Raw genomic sequence first — 19,590 nt, 5'->3', positions numbered from 1 at the left:
TTAATAGATTGGCTATTGAATAGTATATACAAAATGGTATATACTATTTTTAATTTCAGAATAAAGGGGAGTTATTATGGATGAGATGAACTTATTTGCCTTTCAACTTATTTCCAAGGCAGGAGATAGTTTTTCTATGATGATGGAGGGGCTAGAAAATGCAAAGGCCGGAAATATTGTAGAGGCTAAAAAATTGATGAAAGATGCAAAAGATACTTTAAATGAAGCTCATAAAATTCATACTGAATTATTAGTGAAAGAAGCTCAAGGTGAAACTATTACATACTCACCAATTCTGGTACACGCTCAAGATCATATGACAAAAGCATCTTTGGCGGATATTTTTATAAATGAGCAGATCAATCTTTATCAAATAATATTTGAAATGAAGGAGGGAAAAGTCGTTTGAAGTGGGGAATCATTGCAACTTGGCGTATGGCATATGAAGGAATAATGGGTGCAGCCGAAGACTTAAGCCAAGGCTTAAGTGCAAAGGATGCATTAGAGAATACAATCAAAGCGGTAGAAGATTACCCTTTTTATAAGTCGGTCGGATATGGCGGATTGCCAAATGAGCAAGGAATTGTGGAATTAGATGCAGCTTATATGGACGGTGATAATTTTAATATTGGCGCAGTCGCAGGAATACAAGATGTGAAAAATCCAATTTCAGTTGCCCGAAAATTAAGCAACAATCGTTTTAATAGTTTCCTTGTTGGAAGTGGAGCTACTGCATATGCGCAAAAAAACAATTTTGAAAGAGTCAATATGCTTACGGAGCGTGCCAAAAAGATTTGGGAGAACCGTTTAGAGGAAATGAAAAATAGCAATTTAAGCCCTTATGATGGACATGATACAGTTGGAGCTGTTTGCTTAGACAAGAATAAATCGATGGTTGCTGGTACATCGAGCTCAGGTTTATTTATGAAAAAGCAAGGACGTGTTGGTGACTCACCATTATCCGGTTCCGGCTTTTATGTAGACAGTGAAATCGGTGGTGCTACAGCAACCGGATTAGGTGAAGATTTGATGAAAGGCTGTTTGAGCTATGAAATTGTTCGTCTAATGGGTGAAGGGCTGTCACCGCAAGCCGCTGCTGACAAAGCGGTTTATGAGTTCCATGATAAATTAACGAAACGCAAAGGAAAAGCAGGAGCATTTTCATTGGTCTGTATGAATAATAAAGGGGAATGGGGCGTTGCAACAAATGTAGAATTTTCTTTTGTTGTAGCTACTGATAAGGAATCACCAAAGATTTATTTAGCGAATAAAGGCGAAGGCCATACAACAATTATAGAAGAAGCATCACAAGAATGGCTTGATGCATATGAAGAAAGAATTAAAAGACCCATTCAATAATAATAAGGTCTTTAAAACTAGGAGAGAAAAGAGATGACGATGCCGAAAGCAGTTTATTTAGAAGTGGCAGAACGTTTAATAGAAGAAATTGAAAAAGGAAAGTATGGTGTGCATCAAAAATTGCCGTCTGAATATGAGCTTGCCAAGAAATATGATGTAAGCCGGCTTACTGTTCGAAAATCAATTGATCATCTGGCTCAATTAAATTATGTCGTAAAGCAAAAAAATAAGGGTACCTATGTCATGGCTAAAGCGAAAATCTTAAGCGGTGGATCAGGATTGGTTGGTTTTTCCGAGGCTGCAAAACTTTATGGTATGCAAACCAAGACAAAGGTAATTGACCTGACGGAAACCAGCAATTATTCAGATGCTGTAAGAAGTTCCCTGCATTTAGAAAAAGATGCACCAATACACCATATAGAGCGGATTCGCTATGCAGATAATGAGCCGATGACGTATGAAGAAATTTATTTGAATAAATCAGTTGTCAGTGAAATAACAAAAGAAGAAGTGGAAACATCTTTATTTGAGGCGATAGAAAAACATATAAAAATTGGCTATTCTCATCAGGATATCGAGGCAGTTCTTATTGATGAAAGGTTGAGTGAACTGTTACAGGTACCTATTGGCAACCCTGTTTTTTTAGTTCATTCTGTTACCTTCTCTATTGATGGGTATCCAATATTATTTGACACCTCTTATTATCGAGCAGACAAATACAAATTTAAAAATATCTTAAATCGTAATCAATAATAAGATTGCACTTATAAGTGAAAAGCCCTTTTTAAAGGTTTTCCTGTATAAATAATTAACAGAAACTTTCCAAATGATTAAAAATATGAATGCACCTGAAATGGAGGAAGCAAAAATGGGAAAAAAGAAAATCTATTTGTTTTGTGATGCAGGGATGTCAACTAGCATAATGGTAAATCAAATGCAGGGAATAGCAGACAAGCACAATATGCCGCTTGAGATATCCGCTTATCCGATTGCTAGAGCACAAGAAACGGTAGAAAAAGAGAAACCAATCTGTATCTTACTTGGGCCACAGGTCAAATTCTTGTTGAAATCAACACAGGAAACATTCGAGCCGATGGGTATCCCAGTTGCGGCAATTGCACCGGAAATCTATGGAGCTATGGATGGGGAAAAGGCATTAAAAGAGGCGTTAAAATTAATCAAAAATAAAAAATAGGTTAATGGACAGCAGGAAGGGAGAAACGATCAACGTGAAAAAATTCATAAGCCTAATGGAAAAGTTCTTAATGCCGCTTGCTAAGGCGATTGGGGAAAATAAATATTTAATTGCCATCAGAGATGGCTTTTTAATCTCAACACCAATGTTGATAATAGGTTCTATTTTTCTATTAATTGCAAACTTCCCAATTCCAATTTGGAATACGTGGATGACTCATCTTTTAGGTGATGATTGGGCGACCAAAATGAGTATGCCTGCCTCAGCAAGCTTTGATGTCATGACAATACTTGCTGTTGTAGGGATAGCCTATAGCTTAGGAAGGCTATTAGAAATCGACGCAATAGCAGCAGGGGTTATGTCGCTTGTGTTATTTTTTATCGTGACACCATTAACGATTGATTTTACACCAGAAGGAACAGATAAACTCTATCATGTTGCCGGACTGCCAATGCAGTGGATGGGATCAAGAGGTTTATTTTTAGGAATTATTGTAGCTCTTTTAGGGACAAGACTGTTCGCTATTTTTGTAAAAAAGGGTTGGGTCATCAAAATGCCTGCGGGAGTTCCGCCAACTGTAGTGAAATCCTTTGAATCTCTTATTCCGGGATTCTTAGTGATTACGATTTTCTTTATCATCAGCTGGCTCTTTTCCATTACTCCATTTGGCAGTGTACAAGATTTTATTTATCAATTTTTGCAATATCCATTAGTAAAACTGGGAAATACTCTTGGAGCTATGATCGTAGCTTATTTATTCTTACACTTTTTCTGGTTTTTTGGTATCAACGGATCCAGTGTAGTAGGGGCTGTATTTAACCCAGTTCTCCGTGCTCTATCACTGGAAAATTTAGATGCTTTTAAACATGGAGAAAAACTGCCGAATATCATTACCGGTGATTTTCAAGATATGTTTGCAACATTTGGCGGTGCGGGTTCTACACTTTCCCTTATTGTTGTAATGCTGATTGTTTGTAAGAGTCAAAGAACAAAAAAATTATCTCAGCTCTCTTTAGTTCCCGGAATATTTGGTATTAATGAACCGATTATTTTTGGTCTGCCAATTGTATTAAATCCAATTATTTTAATACCTTTTGTCATTGTTCCGACCATCAATATTATTATTACTTATTTTGCCATGGATTGGGGTCTTGTCCCATTTACAAATGGCATTCAGCTACCTTGGACAACGCCAATTATTATTTCAGGTCTTCTGGTCAGTGGTTGGCAAGGTGCGGTTTTACAAGTAATCTTATTTGTTTTAGGAATGTTCATTTATTATCCATTTATAAAAGTTCTTGATAAACAATATTTAGAAGAAGAGAAAAAAGCAAACGAAAAAGAGGATGAAGATATTTCCTTTGATGATATCGACTTTGAAAGCCTATAGGAGATGAGGTAATGAGAAAGATAATATTAGTTCTAAATCATGTTCAAGCAGGCTTTGGCAGTGATGAGAACGCGATGCTGCCACCGGGTGGAAAAAAGTCGGCAATTGGTCCTGGAAAAACACTAGAACCATTCCTTGCAGAGCTGGATGCGAAAATAATCGCAACACTCTATTGCGGTGATCAATATTTTGCCTCCAATCCTTTAGAAGTCCAAAAGAAATTTGTTGGTTTTGCAAAAAAGTTCGAAGCGGATGCTGTTCTTTGCGGTCCAGCCATGCACTATCCTCTATTTGGAGAAATGTGCGGTAGCTTAGCAAAAGCATTTAATGAACAAGGAATCCCGGCTATCGCAGCAATGTCCTTGGAAAATCCGGCAACGGAAAAATACAGCAAAGATTTTCCGGTTGTGAAAATGCCAAAAAAAGGTGGAATTGGATTGAACGATTCCCTTCAGAATATGGCAAAATTAGTAGTTGAGAAAGCAAATGACCATGATACAAAAGAGCTGGAAGAAAAAATATGCTTCTAAATAAGCGGGGTGTTCCTTCATGCATGAAAAGATAATAGATGCAGTTAAGGCAAATAAAGAGATTTTCCTGTCTGGACTTCGACAAATCATGCAGATTGAAAGTGTGGAAGAAAAGCCAAAGCCAGAAGCCCCATTCGGTGAAGGGCCAAAGCAGGCACTGAACCAAGTATTATTGCTCGCTGAAAATATGGGCTTTCAAACAGGAGTAGTAAATCATGCAGTTGGTTATGCGCAGCTTGGTGAGAACAATCAAGACTATATCGGTGTACTAGGACATCTGGATGTTGTTCCGGCAGGTGACGGTTGGAATTATCCGCCTTTTGATTTAACGTTGGAAAATGGAAACCTATATGGTCGTGGCATATTAGACAATAAAGGTCCAATCATCAGTTGTTTGTATGCGCTTTATACATTGAAAATGCTAAATATTCCACTTTCAAAAACCATACGGGTTATATTTGGAACAAATGAGGAAAGCGGATGCCATGATATTCCCCTTTATCTTGAAAAGGAACATCCGCCTATGTATGGTTTTACACCTGACTGCAAATATCCAGCTGTATATGGGGAACGCGGCTTAATCGATGTTACAATTAAAACGGGAATAACAGATGGTTCACATGCTTCAATTGAAAAAATCGAAGCGGATTTTACAAAAAGCAGTGTACCGGATCATATGAAGATACAATTTTCAGATGGTCAATGGAAAGAACTATTCGGTAAAAGATCTCCAAGCAATGCACCTGAATTAGGAGAAAATGTCATTACAATATTTGCTAGAGAAGCAGGAGTATTTAATGGCCAATTTGCCTATTATCTAAACTGGCTGGAACAAGGATTTCATCTTAAGCATAATGGTGAAGGGCTGAATTTGGAGTACGCTGATGAAGCTTCGGGCAAGCTATTGCTTACCCCCTATAAATTGGAGATAGAAGACGAAGCGGTGCTCCTATCTGTTTCCATGAGGTATCCGATTTCCATAAAAGAAGAAACGATCCTACAAACACTAAAAGCAAATCTGCCTGATAACAGTAAGATTATTATTAATCGAAGAATGCCATCTACCCAATTTGATTTAAATCATCCTATGTTATCGGTGATGAAGAATATTTATGAAAAATGTACTGGAATGGACGGTACCCCTGTTACAACAACAGGAGCCACATATGCCCGGTTTATGCCAAATACGATTGCATTTGGACCGTCATTTCCTGGACAAAAGGGGATTGCCCATAATAAGGACGAGTATATGTCTCTTAGTGATTTAATGAAAAATATGGAGATTTATGCTCTTACCATATATGAGCTTGCCAAATAAAGTCCCTTCAAAAATGGTAAACTTGTAATAAATGGTCAGTGAGTATAGTAAGATTTTCTCACTGATCCTTTTTTGTTGGGAGGATAGAAGATGATTAAAGAGGTTTGCGTAGAAAATTTTACGGTTGTTCCCGAGGCCATTGCAAGAGGGGCTAATCGCATTGAGTTGTGTGACAATCTGTCAGTCGGGGGAACCACAGTCAGTCATGGTGTTCTTGTTAAAACGATTATATATTGCAAAAGCAAAAACGTAAAAGTAATGACTATTATTAGACCTCGTGGAGGAAACTTTATCTACAATCAAGAAGAATTGGATATGATGTACGAGGACATCATCCATTGCAAACAATTAGGAGGAGATGGGGTTGTAATCGGATGTTTAGATGAGAATGGCTGGATAGATGAGATTGCAATGAAACTCCTACTAGATGCGGCAAAAGGTATGGACATTACCTTCCATATGGCATTTGACCACATAAAAAGTGAATCCCAATTTCGTGCTATTGATTGGTTGGCAAAGCATAATGTTCATCGTATTTTGACACATGGAGGACCGAGTCATACATCAATTGAAGGCAATTTAAATAGGTTAAAAGAATACGTTGATTATGCTGGAAATCGAATTATTATTCTGCCTGGCGGTGGAATCACGGATCAAAACTCTGCCTTCATCTCAAGCACATTAGGTGTAAAGGAAGTACACGGAACCAAAATAGTGGGAAGTTTTGAACGGGTATAACATAATGAGGGGATAGTTTCCTTTTCCCACTTAAGTGAAAAGGAACTTGTCCCCCCGCCCATTTTAATATACTTTATCCCCATTAAATATAGAGTTTTTTACAATGACATAATCCACATTACGAATCGCATCTAATTTATTGCCGCCTGCGTAAGAAATAGAGGATTGAAGGTCTTGCTCCATTTCGATTAAGGTATCGATTAAATGGCCTTTGTGCTCTACAAGCATTTTTTTGCCTTCTACATTTTTTCTTTCCCCTTTTTGGAATTCAGAAGCGGAACCGAAATATTCTTTAAATAGCTTTCCATCCCTTTCAATCGTTTCCCCAGGTGATTCTTCATGTCCGGCAAATAAGGATCCAATCATGACCATTGTTGCACCAAATCGAATTGATTTTGCGATATCACCATGTGTGCGAATGCCACCATCGGCAATGATTGGCTTGCTTGCGGCTTTAGCACACCAGCGAAGAGCAGCTAGCTGCCAACCGCCTGTCCCAAATCCAGTTTTAATTTTCGTGATACATACTTTTCCTGGTCCGATACCGACCTTTGTTGCATCTGCACCGGCATTTTCTAATTCTCTTACAGCCTCAGGAGTACCAACGTTTCCTGCAATAACAAAGCTTTTAGGTAAATGCTTTTTAATGTGCTGAATCATGTTGATTACTGCATTAGAATGACCGTGTGCAATATCAATCGTAATAAATTCCGGTACTAGCTTTTGTTGCGCCAATTCTTCAATGAATTGATACTCTTCCTCTTTCACCCCAACGCTGATGGATGCAAATAATCCTCGGGACTTCATATCCTTAATAAAGGCAATTCGCTTCTCTGGTTGGAAACGGTGCATAATATAAAAGTAGCCGTTTTCTGCTAGAAAAATGGAGTTTTTCTCATCCATAATGGTCTGCATATTTGCGGGTACAACAGGCAATTTAAAAGTGTGACCTCCCAAAGTTACAGTTGTATCACATTCAGAACGGCTATTAACAATACATTTATTAGGAATTAATTGAATATCTTCGTAATCAAATACATTTTCCATGGATTTCACCTCAAAACACGAATATTTAGCGTGTGTTATTTTTAAACGTTCGTATATTTTTAATTTACCTTATTTTATTCATTATGTCAAAGTTTTTAAAAATTTATATGAAACGTAAAAATCCATGGTTCATGTAGTAAACGAATTATTTACCAAAAAAACCTTTCCAGAATACATTCAATATATTTGTAGCTGTTTCCTCGACAGTTGCAAAAAAACTAGTTCCATCCGATTGTTTATAATTCCCCACTTTCACTAAAGCAATGTAAGAATGAGCAGCGAATTTTGCGTTAATATTAGGTATCTCTTTAGCTCCACCAGCTGCTATAAATGCATCTTCAATGCTGCTATACATTTTTTCTTCGGCTATTTTCATTGCCTGTATTTGTTCATCGGATAAAGAAGATCTGGATTCTCTCATAAATCCATCTAAATCAAAGGAGGTTGTTGCTTGTAAATGGGCGATGGTAACATCAAATAGCCTTTCATATAAAGGTTTATCTGTGCTAAGTATTTGAATTATTCGTTCACGTATTCTACCCATCAGTGAAACGATCGTTTCTTTAAAAAGCTCTGCTTTTGTATCGAAGTAGTAGTAAACAGTTGCCTTTGTCATTCCAGCCTCAGAGGCAATATCGTCAACAGATACCTTTTGAAATCCATTTTCAAAAAATAGACGTGTCGCTGCTTGTAAAATAACGTCCCTTGTGGGTAATGTTTTGCCTTTACTTTTTGGTCTGCCAAGTGTTCGACCTTGTTTTTGCTCTGCCATCTGTATCTTCTCCCTGCTAAAAGTTCAAAATAATTTCTTTTGAAAATTAACTAACCAGTATATATAATTAATTTTATTGTATATATATTTTAAATCAAAGTTGGTATGTATTTTCAAGGGGGGAGAGCAATGAAGTTTCTCGTTCGTTTTATAGAAGCAACCTCAAGCCGAAAAGGGAGATGGATAACACTTCTTATATGGGTTGTTTTAGTCGGCCTTCTTTCTTCTATTTTCCCAAACGTAAATAAAATGGCGGATAATGGGGCAACTAATTTGCCTAAGAATACAATGTCCGTCCAGGCAGAACAAGTGGCGAAAAAACAGTTTCCGAATAATTCAGGAACACCGTTGCTGTTAGTTTGGTTTCGAGAGGATGGTTTGACAAACCAGGATTTACAACAAGTAACAAAATTATATAAGCATTTAAAAACTAGCCCTTTGCCGGAACAAAGCTTTATTCCTCCTTTGGGAAATCTTCCGGCAGAAGCTTTAAAGTCTTCTGTTTCAGAAGACGGCACATCCCTTGTAACACCGATCTTTTTGGATGAAAAGGCTAGTTCCGACGATATAGCAGAAAATTTATCAAAGCTTAAAAGTTATATGGGTAAAGAAATATCGAAGGATCTTTTGGATAAAAAGATTAATGAATCCGGATTACATGTGCGTTTTACCGGACCAGCGGGAATTTCAACGGATGCTGCCGCGCTATTTAGTAAAGCAGATATTACATTGTTAATTTCGACGATTCTTTTGGTGTTAGTTTTGTTAATCGTGTTATACCGTTCACCGATTCTCGCAATTGTGCCCCTTATCGGCGTTGGATTTGCGTACGGGTTAACAGGACCTATTCTTGGATTTTTAGCGAAGAAAGGCATTATCACCGTAGATTCTCAAGCTATCTCGATTATGACTGTATTGTTATTTGGTGCAGGAACCGATTATTGTTTATTTTTAGTCTCTAAATACAGGGAGTACTTATTAGAAGAGCCCGATAAATTCACGGCATTGAAAAAAGCGGTGAAGCATTCTGGAGGGGCAATATTCGTAAGTGCCATTACCGTTGTTTTGAGTTTAAGCACATTGTTATTAGCACATTACGGATCTTTTCAGCGGTTTGCCATCCCTTTTAGTTTAGTTATTCTTATTATGGGAATCGCTGCATTAACCTTGCTTCCAGCATTACTTGCGATTTTCGGGAGGATATCATTCTTTCCATTTGTCCCTAGAACAGAGGAAATGGTAAAAGAATTAGAATGGAAAAAGGGAAAGAAAATTCGCCGGCCATCTGGAAATTGGAGCAAAAGGTTTGGCAATTTTGTAGTTGGAAAACCCTGGACTGTCATTATATTAAGTGTTGTTTTACTAGTCGGGCTAGCAGCCTTTTCACCTCGAATCCAATATACACAAAATTTAATTGATTCGTTTCCAAAGGATATGCCATCACGAGAAGGATTTACGATAATGGCAGATCATTTCTCAGCGGGTGAACTTGCACCTATGAAATTGATAGTAAACAGTGAAGGAAAGGATCTTCCAATAAAAGAGCAATTAAGTAAACGCTCTTTTGTAGAAAGTGTTTCAGAACCAACAAAAGGGAAGAATGAAAACTATTTATCATATAATGTTATTTTAAAAGGAAATCCATACAGCACCCAATCAGTAGAATCAGTACCTAAAGTTACCAAAGAAGTTTCCGGAATTTTACATGACGCAGGGATTAAAGCAAAGGGGCATTATTGGATTGGCGGGGAAACCTCGAAGCTTTATGATACGGAAAATATAACGGATCGTGATACCAAAGTAATTGTTCCAGTAGTGATAGCAATTATAGCAGCACTTTTACTTTTATATTTACGTTCCATTGTAGCTACTATTTATCTAATCATAACAGTGTTGCTTTCCTATTTTTCTGCTTTAGGCGCAAGCTGGCTTCTGATTCATTACGGAATGGATATTCCGGCGATTTCCGGATTGATTCCGTTATATTCCTTTGTTTTCTTAGTGGCCCTCGGTGAGGATTATAATATCTTTATGATCTCAAGCATTTGGAAAAACAGGCGAACCCAGCCGCACCGTCTTGCAATCGCAAATGGAGTTAGTGAAACGAGCAGTGTTATCACCTCTGCAGGTCTTATATTAGCGGGTACATTTGCAGTATTAGCTACCTTGCCGATTCAAGTATTATTACAGTTCGGTATTGTTACAGCAATAGGTGTTTTACTAGATACATTTATCGTTCGGCCACTATTGGTTCCTGCAATCACTACTGTGCTTGGCCGCTATGCCTTTTGGCCGGGGAAATTGTGGAAGACAGATAAATGGGAAAAGGAAAAGATAGACTCATAGGTTTAATCAGAAGACCAAATCATATTTTTGATTTGGATCAAATTGTTGGAACTTGGCGGACACTAAATCCGTTATTTGTGACAAAATGGGCTTTTTCCTCTTTTTTGCGGACTGAGGTTCCGCTATTTTGTATATAAGCTGTGTTTTCCACCTATTTTTTCATAAATAACGGAATAAGTGTCCGTTAAACTCTTAAATTAGGGGCATTTTATAGAAATAACGGATCCTAGGTCCGCTTAAATTGATTGTCTTGTGAAAGCAGCCCCCGGCTAGCCTAGTGAATATCCATATCATAAATAGGCATCATACTTCACTGTTCTTCCTAAATCTTGCGTCGAAGTCATGAAACCCGTACGTTAGAGCTTCGTCACTTGCGCTTTTCTAAATTATTCAACCTTCACACGTATACAATCCGCTGCATTATATCCATACCCCTTTCGATTCCAAAAAGGGCTCATTGGCTGAGTTTGGTGATACGAATCGGTAGCCTTTGACATAATGGTATATTCACCTTTTTCCGATACAACCCATTCATAGGACCAAGAAACCCATTCATACTGGGACCGGTGATCACTTTTGATAGTAGCATAAGACCATGTTTGCCCATTATCTGTACTAATTTCAACCCTCTGTATTGTACCCTTTCCAGTCCAGGCAATTCCTTTAATAGTATGTCTTCCTGCATTTAGAATTTGCATATTATTTGGTTTTTGGATGGTTGAGTTCACGTTTATGTTGGTGACAGGAAAAGAATCATTATTGTTATCTTTATGTGGGTAATAAACATAATCAATAGACTGAAATGGACCATTGAAATGCGAATCAATTACGGTTATTTGTCTAACCCATTTTACTGATGCCATAGCATACCAACCCGGAACAATCAGTCTTAAAGGATACCCATGCTTAAACGGAATCGGTTGATGATTATATTCATAGGCAATAATGGTATCAGGATGGAGTGCTTTTTCAAGCGGGAGGCTTCTGGCAAACCTATGGATACCATCGATACCAGGTTGTTTGCCATAGTCGTAACCTTCTACTATAACCTCCTTTGCATCATCCTTTAATCCGGTTTGTTCAAGTAGTGCTTTTAAAGGTACACCCTTCCAATAACCTTGACTTATTCCACCATTACCCCACTGTTCTCCATATACTTTTGGCTCAAAAAAGCTTCGTTTATCTCCTGCACATTCAAGGACTACTTTTAACTTCTTTGCAGGAAACTGAATGAGTTCCTGCATCGAAAAGAGTTTAGGCTCTTTGACAGCGCCATTTATAGGGAGCCAATAGAAGGAGGAAGAGAGCATTGGATAGGGAAAATGATTGCGTCTATAAAATAATGGATTTTCCACAATATCTTTTTTTATAAAAGCTATAGGTGTTTCCTGATTTTCAGGCATTAAACTATGTGTTTTCAAGTATGGCTTTATATCAGGGAATCGTTGATTGTACATAATTACCTCCTATAACAAAGTAGGTAATAATAAATATGTTCATGAAAGTTCGATTAGAAATATTGTTGAACGGTTATTTTTGATGTATATTTATAAAATATAATAAATATTTAACAATTTGTATAAAAATACAGGAGGATCATGAAAATGAAGGACCTTTTAAAAACATATGTACAATCGATACAAAGCAAGCTTTGGGAGATGAGCGATTATTTATACCATCATCCAGAGTTAGGTGACCACGAATATAATTCTATGAAACTATTAGTGGAGTTTTTGGAAGAACATGATTTTACGGTCGAAACAGGGATTGTCGGCAGACCTACTGCATTTAAGGCAGTATACGATAGTAAAAAGCCTGGACCGACCATTGCATATTTATCCGAGTATGATGCATTGCCGGGAATCGGGCATGGATGCGGCCATAATATGATCGGTACAATGGGCGCTGGAGCAGGGGTATTGTTAAGTAAAGTGCTGGATGAAATTGGCGGCCGAGTTGTCGTGCTGGGAACACCAGCAGAAGAAACCAATGGTGCAAAGGTTCCGATGGCAGAGCAAGGTATTTTTGAAGATATTGATGCTGCGATGATTTTGCATCCTTCTGATGAATCCTATGAAAGCGGTGAATCATTAGCAATGGATGCGATTCAGTTTGACTTTAGAGGTAAATCCAGCCATGCCGCTGCTTCTCCTGAAAAAGGCATTAACGCACTGGATGCAGCAATTCAGCTATTCAATGGGATTAACGCTCTCCGTCAGCATGTTACTTCTGACGTTCGCATTCACGGGATTATTAAAGAAGGCGGGCTAGCCGCTAATATTGTGCCTGATAAAGCAGTTGCGCAATTTTATGTGCGTGCAAAGGACCGCAATAATTTAAATGAGGTAGTGGAAAAGGTAAAAAATATTGCAAAAGGTGCGGCATTAATGACAGGTGCGCAAATTTATATCGATAATTATGAACTAAGCTATGATAATATGGTCACTAATCAAACATTATCAAATCTTTTCACGAATAATCTTTTATCGACTGGTATAGCGGAAATTAAAAAATCAAAAGAATCCTATGGTTCAATTGATATGGGGAATGTAAGTCATGTTGTCCCTGCCATTCATCCATATATTGGCCTTGATTCCCCTGGTTTAACCGCCCATACACAGGAATTTGCAGATACCACTATTACGGAAAACTCTCATAATATCCTGGCAAAAGGTGCTTTGGCTCTTGCTCAAACTGGTTATGATTTAATTACGAATAAAGAAGTCTTTGAAAAAATGAAAGAAGAATTTTATGAAAAAGTAAATGCTTAATATCCAGAGGAAGCACCCCTTATTCATAGGGGTGTTTCTTTATGAATGTATAAAAATGCTTTTTTAAAGGTGAAAAATTAATAAAAATACACTTTGCAAGATTAATTATATGTGTTAAAATGCATTATGTTGAATAAAAATACAAATCTATTAATAATAATGAATTCAAATATACAACAAATGGAGGCAAAGACATGAAGAAATACATGTTATTATTTGTAGTTATTATCACAGCAGTATTTATGGGAGCTTGTGGCCAAAGCAAAGCGAATGGAAGCAATGGCGATGACTCCAAAAAAGGGAAAGTTTTAATCATGGGGACCTCAGCTGACTTTCCGCCATTTGAAACAAGAGATACAGCAGGGAATGTAGTAGGATTTGATGTTGATCTCGGTAATTATATTGCGAAAAAGCTAGGGTATAAGCTTGAGATAAAAGATATGAAGTTTGATGGATTAATAGGTGCTTTACAATCCAAACGTGTCGATATGGTGCTTTCCGGAATGTCCGCTACAGAAGAAAGAAAGAAGAACGTAGACTTTTCTACTCCATATCATCATTCAGGTGAAATGTTTGTTACAAAAAAAGGTTCTTCGATTAATACGGTTGATGATTTAAAAGGCAAAACAATAGGTGTTCAACTAGGTTCGATTCAAGAAGAAGGGGCCAAAAACCTTCAAAAAACGGTTAAATTTGATACAAAGGCGATGGATGACTCCACAACGCTGATTCAAGAACTATTATCTAGTCGGATTCAGGCAGCATATTTAGATAAATCCGTAGCAGAAGGCTATATTAAAAATCAAGGATTAACAGGCTTTGATGATCCAACAACTAGCTCTCCGGGAATGGGAATCGCGTTCCCTAAAGGTAGCAATCTTGTAGACAAAGTCGACAAAATTTTAAAAGAAATGCAAGATAACGGAAAAATGGATGAATTGAAGGCAAAGTGGATTAAAAAATAATGAATGTATATGTAATGAAGAATTACCTTCCAAGATAATTATTGAAAAGAGGTGTAAGGCATGAATTTGGACTTTAGCCAAATTGTGCCTTATATTCCTTTTATAATAAAAGGAATATGGGCTACGTTAAAATTTGTTATTGTTTCTATTATTTTTGGGTTTGCATTAGGTACATGTTTAGCATTATTTAAGATTTCCAGAATAAAAGTTTTAAAATGGTTTGCAGATTTTTATACGTCTATTTTTCGTGGGACCCCATTAATATTGCAATTAATGATTATTTATTTTGCAGTTCCACAATTAACAGGATATGATATCTCCACATTTTTATCGGCAATTTTAGCCTTTGGCTTAAACTCTTCTGCATATGTTTCAGAGATTATTAGAGCAGGAATTCAAGCGGTTGATAAAGGACAAACAGAGGCGGCTCAAGCATTAGGCATCCCGTATCGTTTAATGATGAAGGATCTTATCATGCCCCAAGCCCTTAAAAATATATTACCCGCATTAATGAATGAGTTCATTTCTTTAACGAAAGAATCTGCTATCGTATCAACCATTGGATATTTAGATCTAATGCGCCGAGCTACGGTAGTTGGTTCAAAAATCTACCGAAATTTTGAACCGTTAATTTTCGTTGGTTTAATCTATTGGGCAATGGTTTTAATTTTAACGCTGCTAGGTAAGCTGCTAGAAAGGAGAATGAAATACAGTGATTAAAGTAGAAAACCTTTCTAAAACATTTGGGAAAAACGAGGTATTGAAAAACATTTCTACGAGTATTAATACTGGAGAAGTAGTCTCTATCATTGGGCCATCCGGATCGGGAAAGTCTACTTTACTTCGCTGTATTAATCTTTTAGAAAAGCCGACAAAAGGCAGAGTTCTTGTATATGATCAGGATATAACGGATCCTAAGACAAATATAAATAAAGTCCGTGAGCAAATCGGAATGGTTTTTCAGCATTTTCATTTATTCCCGCATATGACGGTATTGGATAACTTAACCTATGCACCGATGAAAGTAAAAGGTGAATCTCGTCAAGTTGCAGAAAAGAAGGCTAGGGAATTACTGTCGCGAGTAGGTTTAACAGAAAAAGAGAATGCCTATCCCAATAATCTTTCGGGTGGCCAGAAACAGCGTGTTGCCATCGCTCGCGCTCTGGCGATGGAACCGAAGCTAATGCTGTTTGATGAACCGACATCAGCACTGGACCCGGAGATGGTCAAGGAAGTACTGAATGTTATGAAGGATCTCGCCCAATCTGGGATGACGATGGCGATTGTGACACATGAAATGGGATTTGCGAAGGAAGTGGCGGATCGCGTTCTGTTTCTCGATGATGGGGTACTTCTGGAAGAAGGAAAACCAGAGGAATTTTTTAATTCCCCTCGGACAAGCAGAGCGAAAGACTTTTTGGAGAAGGTTTTATAGAGATAAATATGATGAGTGTGTGCACAAAGTCCTGATTCGCGAGATTAAGGATAAAATTGACGAGATTAAGTTCGATTTTCGCGTGATTAAGCACAAAATTGACGAGATTATGCTTCATTTTTTCGATGTTAAAAACCGCAGGATTATAAATCTGAAATAAATAACAAAAAACAGTGGTTTGGAAGCTCCAAGCCACTGTTTTTAACCCGCATCAATTTGTTTTTGTATATCCTTTAAAATACTTTCCAGTGAATAGACAACCCCTTTATCATCTTTATACATAATATTTTTTGGTGAGAAATGAACAGGTGATTCCAGTCCTGCAGCTGCTGAAATTCGGAACAATCCTTTTCTTAATGTGATTAGATAGTTTGCTACTCGATATTTTTTCTCATCAATTACTAGGGCTTTTTGTAAAGCAGGATCGGTCGTAGCAACCCCAACAGGACATGTATTGGATTGACATTTTAACGTTTGGATGCACCCGACTGATATCATGAATCCTCGTGCGATATTAATAAGATCTGCCCCCATTGCCAGTGCAATTGCTACCCGATCTGGAGTGAACAGCTTTCCGGAGGCAATAATTTTAACCCGATCACGGACTCCATATTTTTTTAGGGTAGACACAAGGATGGGAAGCCCGGACCTTATCGGCAATCCGACACTGTCCATTAATTCTTGGTAGGAAGCACCGGTTCCGCCTTCACCTCCATCTACCGTAATAAAGTCTGGACCTTTACCGGTTTCTTTCATGTACTTTGCCAATTCCTCCGCACTGTCATTGCCTCCAACCACCATCTTCAATCCAACTGGTTTGCCGGTAGCTTCCCGAATTTTCTCCATAAATTCACACATTGCAGGCACATCACTGAATTGTTTAAAACGGTTTGGGCTGTCTACTGATTTATATGGTTCCACCTTACGAATTTCTGCGATTTCCGGATTAACCTTTTCCGCATCAATATGACCACCGCGTGCTTTTGCACCTTGGGCAAGTTTGATTTCGAACGCTTTTATTTGAGGAATTTCGCTTTTCCTTTTTAGCTCGTCCCAATCGACGTCCCCTTCTTTATTGCGAATTCCAAATAAGGCAGGACCGATTTGCATAATAATATCCACTCCACCCTCTAAATGGTAAGGGGAAAGCCCGCCTTCTCCTGTATTCATCCATGTTCCTTTTGCTATACCTAATCCTTTCGATAATGCGGTAATCGCATTTTTTCCTAGTGCACCATAACTCATGGCGGACATTCCAATCAGTCCTTTTAGAACGAAGGGATGTCTTGTATTTGGTCCAATCACAATGGCATCGTCATCGTGAAGCAAGTAGGCAGATGACTCATCCTCTTCGAGTTTTTCTTCTCTTTGGGAAAAAAGCGGATCCTTAATAAGTAAGTATCTTTGAGTTAACGCCATTGTTTCCATGTCAACTTTCAACTCTTCTGTTAGCTTTGGAAACATATCATTACGGACATAGTACCCTTCCCCTTCGAAATCACGTTTTGAACCAAAGCCAATAACATCACGTTTATATTTGGCGCTTCTTACAATATGTTCGTAATCATCCCTTGAAAAAGGTTTTCCTTCTGTATCGCTATTAAACCAATATTGACGCATTTCTGGCCCGATTTTTTCAAAGAAGTAACGGACCCTTCCAAGAGCAGGATAATTTCGCAAAATAGAATGCATCTTTTGGTTACGGTCAAAAATTAATAGATAAATGATGAAAATAGCAAGGATGATGATTACTAATGCGATGAAAATAAACCCGATGATGATGAAGAGATTTGCGGCAAAATTCATGGCTTTCCTCCTATTAAAAAAGCGTAAGCTCCTTGCTCATCCGCTAGCCTAAGGCTGCTTGCGCTAATCATGGTTTAACTTTTATTTGATGCGAAACTTATAAATCCTTATATAAAAATTGTCTACGGATAATATAAGCAGACTAATACAAATTTATACAGTAGTCATGGTTAGTCTCCAATTTATACATAATTTCCTTTTGCATCGGAAAACTAGAACGAGCAAAGCAAACAAAGATCATCTAAATAAAAGAGATATGTATAAAGGAGGGAATAGTTTCTTGAAAGCTTCTGATTTATTCGTGCAATGTTTGGAAAATGAGGGAGTGGAATATATATTTGGTATTCCCGGTGAGGAAAATACAGATTTAATTGATTCCTTAATCGGCTCCAAAATTGAATTTGTATTAGTTCATCACGAACAAGCAGCTGCATTCATGGCAGATGTGTATGGTCGATTAACGGGGAAACCCGGAGTCTGTCTTGCTACTCTTGGCCCAGGAGCAACTAATTTATTGACCGGAATTGGTGATGCCTACTTAGATCGTTCCCCAGTTGTAGCGATAACTGGGCAGGCGGGGCTTGATAGAATTCATAAGGAGTCTCATCAATATGTAGATATTATCGGCGTGTTTGAGAAAGTTACAAAATGGAACCAGCAAATACGAGTGCCGAAAACCATTCCGGAAATAATAAGGAAGGCTTTTAAAGTAGCTGTTTCCGAGAAACCGGGTGCTGTTCATATTGAGCTTCCAGAAGATATTGCGATGGCAGATACAGAAGGGAAGCCATTACAAGTGACACCTATCCCGCTTTCATGTCCGGACGTAGCGGAAATCAAAAAAGCGGCTGAGATTATTAATCGTGCTTCTAAACCAATTATTTTAGCAGGAAATGGAGTTATACGTGATAAGGCGAGTGAAAGCTTACGCAAATTTGCGGAAGAGAAGAATATTCCGGTTGTGAACACATTTATGTCAAAGGGTGTATTGCCTTCCGACCATCCATTAACCCTTTTCACGGTTGGCATGCAGGCAAAAGACTATGTTTTATGTGGATTTGATCAAGCGGATCTCATTATAACAATTGGGTACGATTTTGTAGAGTATCTGCCTAAATACTGGAATGATGAAGCAATGAATCTAATTGTTCATATTGATAGTCTTTCAGCGGAAGTGGATGAATATTATCCGCTTGCGGCTGAATTAGTCGGAAATGTTGGAAGGGCAGTTGAACTCCTTAGTCCTCATGTGGAGAAGAAAGAGCTTTGGCCGGGAGTAAAAAAATTAAAAGCCCAGTTAGATGAAAAACTGCATGCAGACGATGAAGTTTCTGGAAGCCCGGTCAAGCCGCAGCGCATATTAGCGGATATAAAAAAGGCAGGGAAAGAGGAAGCGATTATCATTTCAGATGTTGGGGCCCATAAAGTCTGGGTCGCCCGCATGTATCAGCCTGATCAGCCGAACCATACCATCATTTCAAATGGATGGGCATCAATGGGAATTGCCGTTCCAGGTGCCATTGCAGCAAAGCTTGCCTATCCAGATAAACCGGTTATAGCAGTAACTGGTGATGGAGGATTTCTGATGAATGGAGTGGAATTAGCAACGGCGAAACGATTAGGACTTGCCTTTGTTGTTGTGATTTTCCATGATTCTAAATTCGGTTTAATTGAGTGGAAACAGTTAAATAAATTTAATCGAACAAATGATATTCAATTCAAGGACCCTGATTTTATGGAATTTGCCGAAAGCTTTGGAGCTAAAGGGGTAAAGGTAAAGCATTCCGACGAATTGTTGCCTGCATTGAAAGATGCCCTTAATAGCAAAGAGATTGTCCTCATTGATGTGGATGTCGATTATTCAGAAAATGTAAAGCTTTCTAAAACGCTAGGCGATTATATTTGTAAATTATAATAC

18 protein-coding genes are annotated in these 19,590 nt (G+C 38.0%); 14 read left to right on the top strand and 4 right to left on the bottom strand.

Translation table 11 applies throughout. The features are described 5' to 3' along the window. Positions 1 to 76 precede the first annotated feature (76 nt). The 8 genes from NSQ59_RS26665 (at position 77) to NSQ59_RS26630 (ending at position 6,530) form a co-directional block, all read left to right on the top strand. Positions 77 to 409, top strand: coding sequence for a PTS lactose/cellobiose transporter subunit IIA (locus NSQ59_RS26665; RefSeq protein WP_055741561.1), 333 nt, complete (start codon positions 77 to 79; stop codon positions 407 to 409). Continuing rightward, positions 406 to 1,359, top strand: a complete 954-nt coding sequence (locus NSQ59_RS26660) for an isoaspartyl peptidase/L-asparaginase (protein ID WP_183101887.1) — start codon at positions 406 to 408, stop codon at positions 1,357 to 1,359. Before NSQ59_RS26665 ends, NSQ59_RS26660 begins: the two co-directional genes overlap by 4 nt. A 33-nt stretch (positions 1,360 to 1,392) precedes the next feature. Then, complete coding sequence (locus NSQ59_RS26655; RefSeq protein WP_200915632.1) at positions 1,393 to 2,112, top strand: GntR family transcriptional regulator, LSA1692 subfamily; 720 nt, start codon at positions 1,393 to 1,395, stop codon at positions 2,110 to 2,112. A 115-nt stretch (positions 2,113 to 2,227) separates the two neighbouring features. Next, positions 2,228 to 2,554: a PTS sugar transporter subunit IIB gene (locus tag NSQ59_RS26650; protein ID WP_055741880.1), complete on the top strand. Its 327-nt coding sequence runs from the start codon at positions 2,228 to 2,230 to the stop codon at positions 2,552 to 2,554. Between the two features lie 34 nt (positions 2,555 to 2,588). After that, entirely contained in the window at positions 2,589 to 3,944 is a 1,356-nt protein-coding gene (celB, locus tag NSQ59_RS26645) for a PTS cellobiose transporter subunit IIC (RefSeq protein WP_340833073.1), read from the top strand. An 11-nt stretch (positions 3,945 to 3,955) separates the two neighbouring features. Further along, the gene (locus tag NSQ59_RS26640) at positions 3,956 to 4,474 is read left to right on the top strand and encodes a GrdB-related putative oxidoreductase (RefSeq protein WP_126647238.1); all 519 of its coding nucleotides are present in this window, start codon (positions 3,956 to 3,958) and stop codon (positions 4,472 to 4,474) included. A gap of 19 nt (positions 4,475 to 4,493) precedes the next feature. Continuing rightward, positions 4,494 to 5,792 carry a Sapep family Mn(2+)-dependent dipeptidase gene (locus NSQ59_RS26635; protein WP_340833072.1) on the top strand — a complete coding sequence of 433 codons (1,299 nt, stop codon included), beginning with the start codon at positions 4,494 to 4,496 and terminating at the stop codon, positions 5,790 to 5,792. 90 nt (positions 5,793 to 5,882) lie between these two features. Further along, the gene (locus NSQ59_RS26630; RefSeq protein ID WP_055741556.1) at positions 5,883 to 6,530 is read left to right on the top strand and encodes a copper homeostasis protein CutC; all 648 of its coding nucleotides are present in this window, start codon (positions 5,883 to 5,885) and stop codon (positions 6,528 to 6,530) included. Between the two features lie 63 nt (positions 6,531 to 6,593). Here NSQ59_RS26630 and guaC read toward each other — a convergent pair whose 3' ends face one another. Further along, positions 6,594 to 7,577: a GMP reductase gene (gene guaC / locus NSQ59_RS26625; RefSeq protein ID WP_340833071.1), complete on the bottom strand. Its 984-nt coding sequence runs from the start codon at positions 7,575 to 7,577 to the stop codon at positions 6,594 to 6,596. 145 nt (positions 7,578 to 7,722) lie between these two features. Continuing rightward, the gene (locus NSQ59_RS26620; protein WP_126647236.1) at positions 7,723 to 8,349 is read right to left on the bottom strand and encodes a TetR/AcrR family transcriptional regulator; all 627 of its coding nucleotides are present in this window, start codon (positions 8,347 to 8,349) and stop codon (positions 7,723 to 7,725) included. Positions 8,350 to 8,478: 129 nt separating this feature from the next. Between NSQ59_RS26620 and NSQ59_RS26615 the strand changes: the two genes are divergently transcribed. Then, a complete protein-coding gene (locus NSQ59_RS26615) occupies positions 8,479 to 10,695 on the top strand; it encodes an MMPL family transporter (RefSeq protein WP_126647235.1) in 2,217 nt (738 codons plus the stop codon). A 386-nt stretch (positions 10,696 to 11,081) separates the two neighbouring features. Here NSQ59_RS26615 and NSQ59_RS26610 read toward each other — a convergent pair whose 3' ends face one another. Beyond that, positions 11,082 to 12,152: a sulfite oxidase gene (locus NSQ59_RS26610; RefSeq protein WP_055741552.1), complete on the bottom strand. Its 1,071-nt coding sequence runs from the start codon at positions 12,150 to 12,152 to the stop codon at positions 11,082 to 11,084. A gap of 147 nt (positions 12,153 to 12,299) precedes the next feature. On the opposite strand from NSQ59_RS26610, the gene NSQ59_RS26605 reads away from it, so the two are divergent. The 4 genes from NSQ59_RS26605 to NSQ59_RS26590 all read left to right on the top strand — a co-directional run bounded on the left by NSQ59_RS26605 (position 12,300) and on the right by NSQ59_RS26590 (position 15,866). After that, positions 12,300 to 13,466, top strand: coding sequence for a M20 family metallopeptidase (locus NSQ59_RS26605; RefSeq protein WP_340833070.1), 1,167 nt, complete (start codon positions 12,300 to 12,302; stop codon positions 13,464 to 13,466). A 194-nt stretch (positions 13,467 to 13,660) separates the two neighbouring features. Continuing rightward, complete coding sequence (locus NSQ59_RS26600; protein WP_055741550.1) at positions 13,661 to 14,431, top strand: basic amino acid ABC transporter substrate-binding protein; 771 nt, start codon at positions 13,661 to 13,663, stop codon at positions 14,429 to 14,431. Positions 14,432 to 14,491: 60 nt separating this feature from the next. Then, positions 14,492 to 15,151 (top strand): amino acid ABC transporter permease, encoded by a 660-nt coding sequence (locus NSQ59_RS26595; RefSeq protein WP_055741549.1) that lies wholly within the window; start codon positions 14,492 to 14,494, stop codon positions 15,149 to 15,151. Further along, positions 15,144 to 15,866, top strand: a complete 723-nt coding sequence (locus tag NSQ59_RS26590; RefSeq protein ID WP_055741548.1) for an amino acid ABC transporter ATP-binding protein — start codon at positions 15,144 to 15,146, stop codon at positions 15,864 to 15,866. Before NSQ59_RS26595 ends, NSQ59_RS26590 begins: the two co-directional genes overlap by 8 nt. 201 nt (positions 15,867 to 16,067) lie before the next feature. Here the strand turns inward: NSQ59_RS26590 and NSQ59_RS26585 are convergent, their stop codons facing one another. Beyond that, the gene (locus NSQ59_RS26585; protein ID WP_340833069.1) at positions 16,068 to 17,672 is read right to left on the bottom strand and encodes an FMN-binding glutamate synthase family protein; all 1,605 of its coding nucleotides are present in this window, start codon (positions 17,670 to 17,672) and stop codon (positions 16,068 to 16,070) included. 280 nt (positions 17,673 to 17,952) lie between these two features. Between NSQ59_RS26585 and NSQ59_RS26580 the strand changes: the two genes are divergently transcribed. Beyond that, positions 17,953 to 19,587: an acetolactate synthase large subunit gene (locus NSQ59_RS26580; RefSeq protein WP_340833067.1), complete on the top strand. Its 1,635-nt coding sequence runs from the start codon at positions 17,953 to 17,955 to the stop codon at positions 19,585 to 19,587. The last annotated feature ends 3 nt before the right edge of the window (positions 19,588 to 19,590 follow it).

It is taken from the genome of Margalitia sp. FSL K6-0131, assembly GCF_038008735.1.
Classification (GTDB): domain Bacteria; phylum Bacillota; class Bacilli; order Bacillales; family Bacillaceae_C; genus Margalitia; species Margalitia shackletonii.
This window is presented reverse-complemented; position numbering and strand designations above follow the sequence as displayed.